Raw genomic sequence first — 14,187 nt, forward strand, 5'->3', positions numbered from 1 at the left:
ATGGGGGAGTATCCATGTTAAAGAAGATGATGGCGTTATCCGGCAGTTTGCTTTTGACGGTCGGTTTGTTGAGCGGATGTGGAGGCAGCGGCGGCACAGATGCGGCTAAAGAAAGCACTGGCGGCAAAGGAGATTTGAAAACGGTTACAATAAATATGTTTACAGCCTCACCGGAGTATACCGATGCTTTTAACGCGTATATCGAGGAGTATAAGAAGGTCAAACCTAATGTGAAGATCAATCTGGAGATCATGCAGGCAGACTACAACACCATTCTCAAGTCAAAAATAGCTTCAGGTAGTACACCGGATGTGTTCCAGACCACAGCCGGAGGCGACATCGACACCTATGCTGATTATAGTGCCGATCTGACCAATGAACCGCTGGCAGCAGCCATGACGGATGCTGTCCGGGCGAATATGAGTTCCAGTGACGGCAAAGTGTTGGGATTCCCAGTCAAGGGGAACCTGTTTGCGTTGATTTACAACAAAGATTTGCTTACCAAGGCTGGGATAACCTCCCCACCGAAGACAATTGCGGAGATGCAGGATGCTGTTACTAAGCTAGAGGCGAAAGGTATTACTCCATTTGCTAATGCGTATAAAGAGTGGTGGGTATGGAAGCATATCTTCCAACACTATGTAGATGCTGCTGCGCAGGATGCTGGCGTAGAGCCGAAGCAACTTGTTAATGATTTTATTGCAGGTAAAGCGAAAATCAAGGACTACCCCGTGCTGTACAACAACTTCTTTAGCTTCATCGATCTGACGGTGAAGCATGGTACAGATAAGCCGCTGGAACGGGACAGCAATGCAGAAGTGAGCGATTTTGCCTCTGGTAAAGCTGCGTTTATGACGGGCAAAGGTGCATGGGACGAGGAAGCAATCAAGAAAATTAATCCTGATCTCAAGATAGGCATCATGGGATATCCGGTGAGTGACAAAGCGGATCAATCAGTCATCATTACGGGTGCGGATCAGGCGCTGCGTATCAACAAGGATTCCGAAGTATCCAAGGAAACGATTGAATTCTTCAACTGGCTGTACACTTCGGAATACGGTAAGAACTGGTTCTCCCAAGTAGCGAAGGTAATCCCTCCAATCAAGGATGCGCCGCTTCCTGATCTGGAAATGCCTAAGGAAATGGAGAGCATTTTGAAAACATCCAAGTCTGGTGATCTGTCTGTCAACTACTCGCTGGATACATTCCACCAAAAGTTTGGCGAGCTGATGCAAGCTTATATTAGCGGCAACATGAACAAGGATCAGGCGGTTGCAGAGATTGAGAAGGCATGGGTTCAATTAGGCTCAGCGCAATAAGACTAGTTTTCGCAGAGGTGCCCGTAAGGGCGCCTTTTTGTGTTATGGCTAAGAGTCTGGAAAAATGCAGACAAAAAAATACTTAATAATATTTAAATATTTACTTGCAAAAAGTTATTAAGTTGTGGATAATAGATTGTGTGCAATATATCTACAACATACGATATACATAATGACTGCACGGTGCAAATATGAGGGATACTCCAGTTGGGGAATCTCTTTGTTTCGTTTGGACTGTGCCGATTATGCTTATAATAGACCGTGTAATTTGGAACGTATTTTCATTTATGTGGTAGAGATAAAAAGGAGATGAACGCTTTGAATAATTCGTTGTTTACACCGTACACTCTGAAGGATTTGGAATTGAAAAACCGGGTGGTTATGGCGCCGATGTGTCAATACTCGGTGACAGACAAGGACGGAATTCCGAATGATTGGCATCATGTCCACTACCTGAGTCGGGCTATTGGAGGCACGGGCCTGATTATTATAGAAATGACGGACGTGGAACCGGATGGACGGATTACGGATTACGATCTGGGGCTTTGGTCAGATGAACATATTCCGGCGTATAAAAAGCTGGTTGACGGTATTCATGCGCACGGGGCCAAGGTTGGCATACAGCTTGCCCATGCAGGCCGTAAAGCTGAGGATGCAGCAGAGCCGGTGGCTCCTTCGGCCATTGCATATCCGGATGTGAATTATAAACAGCCGCGTGCATTGACCACGGAGGAAGTGCGTGGCATGGTGCAAAAATTCGCAGACGCCGCCCGTCGGGCAGTTCAAGCAGGCGTGGATACGATTGAGCTTCACGGTGCACACGGTTACCTGATTCACCAATTCCATTCGCCAGTTACGAACAAGCGAGATGACGAGTATGGAAAGGATCTATCCCGTTTCGGCGTAGAAGTCATTCAGGCTGTGCGCAAGGAAATGCCTGCGGGTATGCCGTTAATCTTACGCATCAGTGCGGTGGAATACGTAGATGGTGGATACGATGTGGATCATGCCATTGAGCTGAGCCGAGCATATCAGGCTGCAGGCGTAGATATGATCCATGTCAGCTCGGGCGGAGAAGGCCCGGCTGGAGCCAGAAAGCCAGGCAACTATCCGGGCTATCAAGTGCCGTTTGCTCGCCAAATCCGCGAGGCGCTGAACATCCCAGTAATCGCCGTCGGCGTACTGGATGACCCAGCCTTGGCGCAGTCTGTAATCGGCAATGAGGATGCCGATCTGGTCGCTGTGGGACGCGGATTGCTGCGCGATCCTTATTGGGCGATTCATGCAGCGGTGGCGCTGCGTGGCGAAAAGCCTTCCGTACCTGAACAATATCAACGTGGCTACTGAGGCCTAAGTAATCCCACGTTGTTTATATATAAACAGGCACCTGCAACGAAGTGTACGCTTCGTCGGGTGCCTGTTTTGTTTTTATCGGGATAATGATTGGTAAATGAATAATTGTGATGTTTTTTACATTTTGTGGATAGTACAGTCTGTATAATAATTATATTTGGTGTGTATAGGAGTAGGAGGAAGAAAAAAATGCAGTATGTTATAGAAACAAAAAAGCTTCGCAAACAGTTTGGGATGTCGATAGCTGTAGACGATATTTCCTTACATGTAGAACAGGGCAGTATCTACGGTTTTCTAGGTGAAAATGGAGCTGGAAAGACGACAACCATCCGCATGCTGATGAGGCTGGTTGAGCCTACAAATGGGGAGGTTTTTTTATTTGGCGAGCGGTTGGAGAAAAGCTATCCTTCTATTTTCTCAAAAATAGGTACGATTATCGAAACACCAGGTTTATACGAAAATCTGAGTGCACGAGATAATCTGAGAATCTGCTGTACGTACATGGGGGTGAAGGATGATGGGAGAATTGAACGAACCTTAACTACGGTGGGGTTAGAGCATACGGGGAAGAAGAAGTTTAAGGATTTTTCCCTAGGAATGAAGCAACGATTAGGAATTGCCAGGGCACTTGTTCATGATCCTGAGTTGCTTATATTGGATGAGCCGACGAACGGACTGGACCCATCTGGAATTAAGGAAATTCGCCAGCTATTGAAGCGATTGTGCGAGGAAGAAGGAAAAACGATTCTTATCTCCAGCCACATCTTGAGCGAAATTCAGCAGTTAGCTACACACATCGGGATTATACATAATGGAAAACTGTTAGCGGAAGATCGACTGAGTCAGTTGGAGGAAGGTTTTGAGCAATATACAGATCTAAAGGTAGAGGATGCAAAAGCAGTACAAGCGTTTCTACAAGAGCACATAAAGCAGCTTCAATCTAATGTGATATCCCCACAACAACTAAGAATTCATAGTCAGATTGAGAATACAGCTGCGTTGAATAGACAGTTAATAGATCATCAGTTTTCAGTCTATGAGATACACACCACAAAGCAGACGCTAGAGGAATATTTTTTGACTCTCATTTCAGGAGAGGGTGGGCGACGTGATTAGAGCTGAACTTATTAAGCTTAAAGGCTCTAAAGCTTTGTTGTTAAGTTTTATAATATTGTTGGCTGTTGTACTGTTGGAATTCGCTTTAAGCGCTGTTTTTTATAGATATTCAATTGATAAAAGGGGTTGGACCTACTATTTCGAGGGCATAGTTCTCTTCGTCAATGTCGCAGCTGGATTTATCAGCTATTACATTTTAACTGGTTATATTTTTGCAAGAGAGTATCAGGAAAATACGCATCTGTTTATGTTTACCACGCCTGTCACTAGGGTTAAATTTTATTTTAGTAAATTGACCGTTGTTTATGGATTTATTATTGTATCCTTATTTTTCGTTCTGTTTTTATCCGCCTTATTAGGCATGTGCATTACAGATCGACCTTTAACGATGGCTATCTGGGTATACCAAATCCAAGTATTTGCTAAAATGTGTGTGATGCATGTGATGTTAATCCCGATCGCCTCTTTTTTTGCTATACGTTGGAAGAGCATCATGGTGGTTGTGCTCGTAGTTTGTACTGCTATATTTTTGAATTTTATATACAAAAGTGAATGGTACCCTTGGATTGTGCCCTATCTTTTGTCGCCCAATGAAGGAAGTGCGATCATACACGTCAATACTCTCATAGCGTGGTTGAGTTTATCCTTAACTTTTCTTCTTGGATTGTTTCTATCTATATGGACATATCAAAGAAAAGACTAATGGAGAATTTTTTGAAAGGAGGGTTAATATGCTTGCCCTGTTCAAAGCAGAATGCTTGAAGCTGAAAGGAACCAAAATTCTTTTTCTAAGTGTGTTTATCTTAATTGTAACCGTATCTTTAACTTTTAGTACTTTCGCTGTAAGTCCCAAGTTTTCCTTGGAGCGTAACGGGTGGAATGATTACTTTATGGATTTGGTATCCTCCATTAATTTAATAACTGGGTATATGAGTTACTACATTTTGACCTGCTATATCTATGCGAGAGAATATCAAGAGAAGACCCATATTGCCCTGTTCGCAAACCCGGTTCGACGAACTCGGATTTACTTCAGTAAGTTGCTCGTTATTTACATGTATATCGCTGTTAGCCTGTTGTTGGCATTTGTACTATCTGCTCTATTGGGTATGTTAATTACGACCAGACCGCTAACCTTTGAAATCGTTATGTATCAGCTTGGAATCTTCACTAAAATGATTATTATGCATGCTATGCTCATTCCGACCATCACGTTCTTCGCCATTCGCTGGAAAAAATTTGTGCCTGCTATTATGGGAATGTGTACGGTTATGTGTTTAAACTTTGTTTTGGTTAATACACCGGGGAATACCTTTTATCCATGGACCGTACCCGTATTGTTTTCTCCGCATGGCACGCTTGGGAGAACATACACGAATGTCTCTGGAGGGCTCATCAGTATTTGTTTCATTTTTGTGCTGGGACTTTTTTTGGCGTTGAGAAGCTATACCCGTATAGAGACACAGTAGAATGTGTAAGCAGCAAAGAACGATGAGTGTCCATATAAGATTAGCTGGATGAAGCTGTAAAATGTTGTCGCTTAAGGACGGATTTACGTGCTATAATTCCAGTAACAACAGAATGGCTTAGGTGGGCGGTCGGCTAAGTCTCCCGGAAGGGAGGTGATGCCTGTGGAGGTTAAGGATGCTCTGACATTAATGATGATGTTCGGCACGCTACTAGTAGCGTTGATCGGATTAATCGTTACCATTGTTATTGCGCTGAACCAAAACAAAAAGAAATAGACCGCCCTGGAGAGGGGAACACGGTCTATTTCTAATAGCTAGCCCTTTTCAGCCGACCGCTCTTCAAAGCGGCTGTTGCCAAAGAGTAGGGATGTTACCAGCATCCTTGCTCTTTTTTAGTATATCCTTCTATAAAATATTTTAGCACATCTGAATAACCAATGTAACTGAATGCCACTGTTTACTTGGTGAAAATTTTAACTTCCTTTGGAGCAAGAGTCACAGTTATCGAACCGTTGTTAATCTGAACGGAGTCGTTGCTCAGCTGGTTAGTCAGGCGGGTTCCGTTGGACAGATTATCGAAGTTGCCAATCGTGCGGGTTTGACTATTCCAGGAGTTGTTGATAAATACGATGGCCTCGTCGCCATTTTTAGAGCGCTGAAAACTGTAAAAGGAGTCGTCGACCCATTTTTCCTTTTGGCTGCCGTTTTGTAGAGCAGGGTGGTTGTTGCGCACAGAGTTCAGCTTAGCGATGTACTGATACAGGTCATGGTTGGCGTTGAAATTCATATTCTCCCGATTGGCGGGATCATCTCCGCCATTAAAGCCTTGCTCAGTGCCTTGGTAGATGATTGGAATTCCGCGTGACGTCAGAGTAAAGCCCAAAGCAGTTTTGAGCTGTGGCCATTTGTCATAGTTAGCACCCGGCTTGCCAGAGGCGTCATTCAGGAAACGTTTTACATCATGATTGTCGATAAATACACCGTTGGTCTGAGCATCGCGATAGTAACGATCATCGGAGTAGCGATCCTTGATTTTTCTCATGGATTGATCGTGTCCGAACACGTCCTTGATTGTATAATACATCGGAAAATCTAATGCGGCATCGAGATATCGGGTATAATCCCCCACATAAGCAGGTTCGCCATGGAAAATTTCACCCATGGTGAAGGTATTGGCGGCTTGGTCAAAATCCTTTAGAAAACCCTTCGGTACATGCTTGGCGGTATCCAACCGCAGTCCGTCAATGCCTGTCTCATTAAGCAGCCATTTGATCCAGTTTTTAAGCTCATTTGCGGTAGCGGGGTTTTCATGATTTAGGTCATCCAGTCCAGCCACATCACCATTTTCAATTTTCCATTGGTTGTTGGAGTTGTAGTCCCCCCCTGTAATGTCACCATTGTGATGGTACCAATCTGCTTTGTCAAAAGGAGCCTTGGCGAACCCGTTCCCCGGCTGAAAATCACCTGTGTGATTCACTACTACGTCTAGCATCACAGCAATATTTTTGTCATGTGCCTTGCGAACCAGCTCTTGGAGCTTGTCCATGTCTCCGAGATGTCCGTCAACCGCATAAAAATCATACGTATGATAGCCGTGGTAAGCGTATTCACTCTTTTGCATCGTTACCGGGGTAATCCAGATTGCGGTAAACCCCATATTTTTAATGTAATCGAGTTTATCAATAATACCTTGAAAATCGCCACCATGCCACTTGCGTTGATCGCTGTTGTTGGAATTGAAGCCACCGTAGTTATCGTTGGATGGGTCTCCGTTGCTGAAGCGGTCTGTCATGATAAAATAAATGCTTTGTTTGCTCCAGTCTGTGCCAAGGGGAGTGGGCTTGGAGAGGGTACCCATATCTGTAGAGGTGAAGGCGCTCGAAAGCGCCTCCGTTTGATCAGTTACTTCAAGTCCGTTGACGTTGGGTGTGTAGGTAGAAGTGCTTACGTTTAAGGATACACCCGAAAGTTTTTCGGTTTGGATAGGTCCTGCCACTTCGTTGAGGTTGGTTGCATAGGTGGAAGTCACTACGCTGATTGTACTTCCTGAAGGTGCCCCCGTTCGGATAGATCCTGCAGCTCCGTTCAAGCCGGGTGTGTAGGTAGAAGTTCCAGTGCTGAATAAGTAGTTTTTAGTATTGTTGCTATCCCAGTTGTTATTGCCGTCATTAAAAGCAGCTTCCAATTGGGAGGCAGTGCCGATATCGACGGTAATTTTAGCATAGCCGCTAATCTCGGCGTCTTGCATCTTCACGCCAGGCACAGCCGTCCAGTTACCTCCAGTCGGACGGTAGTGAATGTAAGGTGAGTTGAAGCCTTTTTTGTAGTATACCGTTACTTTGTTAGTTGTACCGCCGCCATCCCCAGGATTCGCGCCCGATGGAGCGCCTGAAGTGATTGTTCCTGCGTTGCCGCTATTACCAGGCGTGTACGTAGAAGTGCCCGTGCTGAACGAGTAGTTTTTGGTGTTGTTGCTGTCCCAGTTGTTATTGCCGTCATTAAAGGCGGCTTCCAATTGGGAAGCAGAACCGATGTCGACAGTAATTTTAGCATAGCCGCTAATTTCGGCATCCTGCATTTTCACACCGGGTGCAGCAGTCCAGTTACTGCCAGCCGGACGATAGTGAATGTAAGGCGAGTTGAAGCCTTTTTTATAGTATATCGTTACTTTGTTGCCTATACCGCCATTGTTGTCAGGCTTGGCTTTGCTGATGATATATTGTTTGAATCCACTCAACTCACCGGTTGGTGAGCCGTCATTGTTGACGAGATTGTTGATGCGTAATAACGTAAACCCGTGATAACCGAACTTCGTGATTTTCTCCTCGATTTTTTGGAAGCCGCTGCCGCCTGTCGGGAGTGCATTTTCACCATTCAGGCGAACACCCTTGGCATTCGCGATGGAGGAGACGGTATCAACCAGGGTGGACGGCAACGAATAATTCGGTGCTGTGCCACTGTCACTCATCTCTAGGCAAGTAAATGTCAAGTCTAGATCGGCATCCTTGAATTTCTGAATGAGACGGTTGTAATCATAATATCCACCCGCTTGTTCTGTGCTGTGCGGCATGGCAGGATTGTTCATTTGCCAGTGCAAACCGGAAACTTTGGCCCCGATCCGGACACCGAACACAGAATCGAAGTTTTTATGGGCAGCTGCCCCGATGACACCTAGATGCTTCTCAAGTACGCTTTGGTACCACGACAGAAAATCCTTTCCATACACGGAATTATACCCGCCATTCGTGTAAAATCCATCCCCGTCGGTCGGTGGATTGATTTGGCTAAGGCTGGTAATTTTGGTGCCCCAAGCAGCATTAATCTTGTCCAATGATCCGTACTTGTCATTCATAGCTGTGCGGAATGCATTTTTGGCTGTTTCAGTATAAGCTTGGAACTTGCCTCGTCCCGGGTAGCTCCACCCTGCTGCTGGATAGTAGGACGGATAGCGTAGTTCCCCAGAAGGACCGCCGCTCAAATAAATTTTGGGAATGATACTTTTATACCCGGCAAAGTTTTCAGCGAATGAGGCATACAGTTCGTCATATTGTTTACCGGTTCCGCTCCACAATGGGGAAAGGGCTTCGCTATTGGAATAGCCGTTTTCGTCCTTGAACTGCATTTCATCTGCACTGCCCTTGCTCGACAGCCAGCTTGGCAGTGGGATGTTGCAGTCATCTCCCACATTTCCTCCACACTTATGCGTTGAGATGATAGGGACCCACTTCAGCCCCGCTTCTTTCACGGCATTTGCATAGGTCTTGTAGTAGCTCCAATCGAACTGGTTATCTCCTGCGCTTTCTACATAGCCCCACCAGACGTCAGTAGTGATGGCATACACGCCATTGTTTTTCAATGTTTGTAGCTGTTTTTTGAAGGAACCCCAGTCGTTAATTTTCGCCAGCGGTCCCATGACGGAAGCCTGAAAATCCTCTGCAACCGCAGCGCTCGCCGTATTAGAGGGTGAGCCAATGAAGGCGGTCAGAGACAGCACAAGGCTTAGTAGAAGCATACACCCTTTTTTCCATAGACTTCGATACAAGGTCAAACCGATCATCCTCCCCAAAGCATAGTCTAATTCGACAACATTTTGTAAACGTCTACAAAAATAGTATAAAGCAAGCGGTTGCACAAAATAGAAGAATTTATTGCACATTAAAGGTGGACAAATATGACATTTATCGTTAGCAACCGTGTGCATAAATTAGGCCGTGCAAAAAAAGACACGGATCTGAGTAAGACTTGTGTCTTTTATGGATTGCTATAATAGGGAAGGCAAATCCCGGTGTGTATACAAGCAAACATGAACTACCTGCTTAATAGATAGGGCGATTTTTTTCGTCAGGAATACCACTTTTGCGATAAAAATACGTATTGATTCGATCCCGCCATTCCTCGGCGTGCTCAGCCTGATGTTCAAGCCGTGTCAGCACCTGTTCGTAGATTGTCTCATGTAGTTGCTCTCGCAGACTAACCCATGTGTCTCGGAGATGGGCCGCACGTTCTGCACCTTCAAAATGAGTATCATAAATATGCTGTATGACCGTTTGGCCAGAGTGGAGCATGTGCGTATAAGGGACGTGATGAAAGAATAAGAGCAGTTCATCCGGACAGGTGTCTGTAGATTCGTAGATCTCGGCAACAGGAGGAAAATATTGTCCTGCATAGCCCGTTCCAGTTGCAGTCGTCCGATCTACCCCGATCCCCCAGCAATCGGCAAAATGGTAGGTGCCCCACATCGAATATTCATATCCATCAACATCCGGCCCATAGTGGTGATTGGGACTGACCATCCAGCCGACCCCCAGAGGGGCGGTGTAGGACTCATAGATATTCCATGAATTGAGCAGCATCTGCTTAATGGTATGAATCAACTCAGGATCACCGTCATCTTTGCCTTGATTGCTAAATGTCAGCCGAACCCATTCATCTGCGATTTCATCTGCGGATAGATCCGGGTCCCATGCCAACCGGCCGTAGCCGTAAAGATTGGACTGGGCGAGCAAATGTCCGGTCCAATTGGTGTCTGCACCAATATTGGAAACAGCGGCTATTCCAAAGTTGGTGGGCTTGGGAACATGATTCGTTGGCCCCTCCTGGAAACTGCCGCTGCCTGCATGGACAGTAGCCTTCCTGCGACGAGAACCAGATTCGCTGTTGCTATGCAAAGCGCCACTCATGATGCGCTTGATGGCGGAGCCTTTTCCCTGTGCGTAGGTGTCAAAGTCGAGCATTTCCTTCCATTGCGGAACCAGGTAGCATAGATGCTTTTGTTGTCCGGTATACTCCTGCGCAATTTGAAATTCCAGCAGTACCTGAGTGGCTTCCAGCGCGCCGAACAGGGGGGAGACAGGCTCGCGCACCTGAAAATCCATAGGGCCATTTTTAATCTGTAAAATGACATTATCCCGGAACAGTCCATCCAGCGGTTTGAAATGGTCGAAGGCCGCGCGAGCCCGATCCGTCTTGCGGTCACGCCAGTCCTGTTTGCAGTCGTAGACAAAGCAACGCCAAATCACACGTCCGCCATAGGGCCGTAGTGCATCCGCCAGCATATTGGCTCCATCGGCGTGATGGCGTCCATAGCTGAAGGGCCCGGGCCGATTTTCAGAGTCGGCCTTGACCACAAAACCACCCAGATCGGGAACGGCTGCGTAAATCTCCCGGGCCTTGGTCTGCCACCATTCAGCGACATCCGGGTCTAGAGGATCGGCTGTGGTTAACCCGCCAAGCTGAATGGGGCTGGCATAGTTAATGCTCAAGTAGATTTGGATACCATAGGCGCGAAAGATGGCAGCTACCTTGGCCACATCGGGTAAAAACCGATCCGTAATCAGCTCGGTTTCTACCTGATGGACATTCACATTATTAATGGATAGCGCCTGAATGCCTACAGAAGCGAGTAGACGGGCATAGTCTCGGAGGCGCTCCATATTTGTAGTAAAGGCATTGTTGTTGTAGAAAATAGAAGCCCCGGCATATCCACGTTCAACACTCCCATCCATGTTATCCCAGTGGTTAATCATGCGTATGGGATTAGCTGGATTGGACAATAGGTCTAAACTGGGAGCATGCAATGATTGTCTGGCAGTGGACTTCAGCGTGCCGTCTAGTCCGCCTTGCAGATAGCGCAGCAAATGAAAGACTCCGTACAATACCCCTTTGGAGGTCTGACCCGCGACTGTAACGCACCGTCCTTTGATATCAGCGTGATCTTGCCCAGTTAAACCTGCAAGCTCCGACACCTCTACCCCGCGAATCCGGTAGCCTTCTGCGCTCACTTCTGCCTGTTCCTCTGCGCTAAAACGTTCTGCTACGCATGGGTGATCCTGGAACGTACCCAGCGCAACAAAGGGTTCATGGGCAGGAACGGTACTCATCTTCGGCTGCTGTCCGAACATGGAGGCCAATCCTTGCTGAAGCTCACTCGCAGCCGTCTGGAGCACTTCATCATCTGTTTCATGAACCACGATGACTCTGCACCAAGCCGGTATGTGTTCTACATGACGATCGCGGTGGTAGTGCAGCCAGGCGTCATAGCCGCTCCCTTTGGGCATATCCATACGCTTGCTCATATTATTTGAGCCTCCTTTGGGCGAGTGAGGTTCATTCGTCTTAGGCATGCTGCTTCTCATCTTGACTCATATGCTGAGGGAGGATCAGTCGATTCCCTTTGCCTTCATACAGCCACAAAATAGCGGTAACCCCGCGTGGGTAATATTTGCTGCCGTGGGCAATGCCGGAGAGCATTTGGTCGCTCCAGCACCAATAGGATTCTTCAGGATGGAGGAGCCATGAAACATGGGCTGCGTCAGCCGCCTGCCCAGTTTCCTGCCAAGGCAGTTCCAGCAGCTCACGGGCAATAAACTGAGACAGATAGATTTTGCTCAACCAGGAGTTGTTACTGGTCGAGGATAGCTTCCAGCCTCCGTCTTCAAATAGACAAACTCCTGGTACCAGTACGGTTTGCAAATGGCGTCGAAGTGCTTGGATATATTCACCGAACCGCCCATCAGGCTCAAGCGCATCCTCGCATCCTGTAAAATAGGGGAAGATCAGCCCTTCAATGGCAGGAATAATCTGTGAGTCGTTGCCTTCCTTAATGACTGCAGGGATATAGCCCTTGTCTGTCATGTGAGCGGTGATCGATGCTGCGCATTTGTCTGCCTGTGAGCCAGCTTCCTGTGAAAGGGAGTTAAGCCCCTTTGAGGCAAATATCTTTTCAAGCGCAACATATACCGCCCAGCATTTGCTGCCTAAATAAATGTTATTGCGGGACTGACCCAAGGATACATCTAGACTATCGTAAGTCGTAATTTCTGCGCCTCCCTGGGTTCTTGAGCTATCCAGGCCCATTAAGCCGTTTCGTTGTGCCGGATCTGGATGATCCCGCCGCAGCATGCTTTCGAAGCAGTCGCACAAGACAGGCAGCATACGTGTCGTAAATGACTGATCCTGTGTCTGCTCGATATATACCGTGGCGCAGCAAAGCCAGTTCACCAGTTCCTCGTGGCTCATGTAAGAGAAGCAGTCGTCAATCCCTGCCAGTTCATAACAGGAGTACCCCTGCCGGGAGAACACATTGGCCACGCCCATATCATGCGTAAACGTGATCCCCCCCGGATAGTATTGTTCCTCTCCCGGGAAGCGCACCTCATCCCGATAGCTGTACCTTTGGACAAACCATTCCAGTTCGTTGCGTACCGTCCATGGATTCAAAATCAATTCATAATAAAGCTGATCCGCCGTCAGATCGAGTGTATTCATCATCCGGTACTCGCCTTCATTCACGATCCAGATCGGTTCGCCATCCTCTTGCTGACTGAGCAATTGGGTACTGCCGTAATAGCTGTGGATCGCCTGAGCGAGCATAAACTCCTGATCTGGGCTCAGGCTGGCTGATTCGATCCAGTCATTCCCCTGAACACAGGCTGCGGTCAGGTCGTTAAAATGCTTCAACGCATAGCTTCCCACGTCTTCAATATCCTTGAACAGCCGGGTATAGTAATACGATGCTTCGATGCCTGTTGTCACAATGCCGCCGCGATAAAAGCATATGGCGAAGGTATATGTGCGCTTCTCTCCTGCGGGAACGTCCATCAGAAGTGCACCCGTTGTGCCCAGGCCAAAGGATAAGTTATCGACCATGGCCTCCCCAAGCAGCTTCTCCATTGCAAATCCGCTGGCAGGTACCGCCTCGCTGCTGTTGGTCACAATAGCTGTGCTTCGTCCTTGACCGATGCCTGTGAGTCTTTCCTCCAATGGAGGAGAATCCATAGTGTCTCTGCGTGGGTCTTCCCCTATAATGCGTATGCCACTATACGGATCACTGCCCTGATAGCCGAAAAAGGCTCTCCGTGCAGCAGCACCCTGTGTATTATCGATCGTTAGCTCGGCAAATACGGCCGGAACCAATGCTGCCCGCAGCTCATCTATGCCTGCAATTCCCGGTTCGGGCACCGGGCGAACGGGAGAGTACAGCCGGAACGTCAAATCACCTGCCTGCCATGTATCTGTACCTGCTTTTAGCTCACGGGTGATGTCCTGATCGGCAAAGGCAACGAGCAAAGGCTCTGTTTTTTTATCCTTTTTCTCCACATCGTAGCGAGTACTTTCGTCCTGTATGGATGCGAAAAAGGGAAGTGCCTCATACGATCCGCCATCCCTGGATTGCAGCCCGATGTATACATTTTCATCAGCAGGCTTGCCCAGCTCCAAGCCAAGTCCGCCGCGATTCCCCTTAAACCCCAGTGTAAAGCTGGAGAATGAACCGATAGGTGCATGCTGCGTGTTATAAAATATGTTTTTCGACATATATTGAAACCCCTTTCACGATAAAATATAACGTTGACTAACTTCAATTAGAGCCTAGCATGTCATGTGCCGAGGAACCATTGTCAAATCGCTCAACTATTTATCCAAATCGCGCT

The 14,187-nt window shown here is 47.2% G+C and carries 9 protein-coding genes; 6 read left to right on the forward strand and 3 right to left on the reverse strand.

From position 1 onward, the window contains the following. Positions 1–14 precede the first annotated feature (14 nt). The 6 genes from ACXHJ2_RS25130 to ACXHJ2_RS25155 all read left to right on the forward strand — a co-directional run bounded on the left by ACXHJ2_RS25130 (position 15) and on the right by ACXHJ2_RS25155 (position 5,533). Positions 15–1,319, forward strand: a complete 1,305-nt coding sequence (locus ACXHJ2_RS25130) for an extracellular solute-binding protein (RefSeq protein WP_165079886.1) — start codon at positions 15–17, stop codon at positions 1,317–1,319. Between the two features lie 318 nt (positions 1,320–1,637). Further along, entirely contained in the window at positions 1,638–2,666 is a 1,029-nt protein-coding gene (locus ACXHJ2_RS25135) for an NADH:flavin oxidoreductase/NADH oxidase (RefSeq protein ID WP_185156501.1), read from the forward strand. A gap of 195 nt (positions 2,667–2,861) precedes the next feature. Further along, complete coding sequence (locus ACXHJ2_RS25140; RefSeq protein WP_165079884.1) at positions 2,862–3,788, forward strand: ABC transporter ATP-binding protein; 927 nt, start codon at positions 2,862–2,864, stop codon at positions 3,786–3,788. Continuing rightward, positions 3,781–4,491 (forward strand): ABC transporter permease, encoded by a 711-nt coding sequence (locus ACXHJ2_RS25145; RefSeq protein ID WP_165079883.1) that lies wholly within the window; start codon positions 3,781–3,783, stop codon positions 4,489–4,491. The genes ACXHJ2_RS25140 and ACXHJ2_RS25145 overlap by 8 nt, the downstream gene beginning before the upstream one ends. A 28-nt stretch (positions 4,492–4,519) precedes the next feature. Continuing rightward, a complete protein-coding gene (locus tag ACXHJ2_RS25150; RefSeq protein ID WP_165079882.1) occupies positions 4,520–5,257 on the forward strand; it encodes an ABC transporter permease in 738 nt (245 codons plus the stop codon). A 162-nt stretch (positions 5,258–5,419) separates the two neighbouring features. Continuing rightward, positions 5,420–5,533 (forward strand): putative holin-like toxin, encoded by a 114-nt coding sequence (locus ACXHJ2_RS25155; RefSeq protein ID WP_010347020.1) that lies wholly within the window; start codon positions 5,420–5,422, stop codon positions 5,531–5,533. Positions 5,534–5,714: 181 nt separating this feature from the next. Here ACXHJ2_RS25155 and ACXHJ2_RS25160 read toward each other — a convergent pair whose 3' ends face one another. The 3 genes from ACXHJ2_RS25160 to ACXHJ2_RS25170 form a co-directional block, all read right to left on the reverse strand. Next, complete coding sequence (locus ACXHJ2_RS25160) at positions 5,715–9,305, reverse strand: family 14 glycosylhydrolase (protein WP_165079881.1); 3,591 nt, start codon at positions 9,303–9,305, stop codon at positions 5,715–5,717. Positions 9,306–9,573: 268 nt separating this feature from the next. Continuing rightward, positions 9,574–11,832 (reverse strand): alpha-glucuronidase family glycosyl hydrolase, encoded by a 2,259-nt coding sequence (locus ACXHJ2_RS25165; RefSeq protein WP_165079880.1) that lies wholly within the window; start codon positions 11,830–11,832, stop codon positions 9,574–9,576. 40 nt (positions 11,833–11,872) lie between these two features. Continuing rightward, the gene (locus ACXHJ2_RS25170; protein WP_165079879.1) at positions 11,873–14,071 is read right to left on the reverse strand and encodes a glycoside hydrolase family 52 protein; all 2,199 of its coding nucleotides are present in this window, start codon (positions 14,069–14,071) and stop codon (positions 11,873–11,875) included. Positions 14,072–14,187: the final 116 nt, after the last annotated feature.

The organism is Paenibacillus sp. ALE3, assembly GCF_054113405.1.

Bases quoted from the DNA above. Each gene is read 5' to 3' on its own strand.
- ACXHJ2_RS25150 (WP_165079882.1), top strand. From the start codon at position 4,520: ATGCTTGCCCTGTTCAAAGCAGAATGCTTGAAGCTGAAAGGAACCAAA.
- ACXHJ2_RS25130 (WP_165079886.1), top strand. From the start codon at position 15: ATGTTAAAGAAGATGATGGCGTTATCCGGCAGTTTGCTTTTGACGGTC.
- ACXHJ2_RS25140 (WP_165079884.1), top strand. From the start codon at position 2,862: ATGCAGTATGTTATAGAAACAAAAAAGCTTCGCAAACAGTTTGGGATG.
- ACXHJ2_RS25165 (WP_165079880.1), bottom strand. From the start codon at position 11,832: ATGAGCAAGCGTATGGATATGCCCAAAGGGAGCGGCTATGACGCCTGG.
- ACXHJ2_RS25170 (WP_165079879.1), bottom strand. From the start codon at position 14,071: ATGTCGAAAAACATATTTTATAACACGCAGCATGCACCTATCGGTTCA.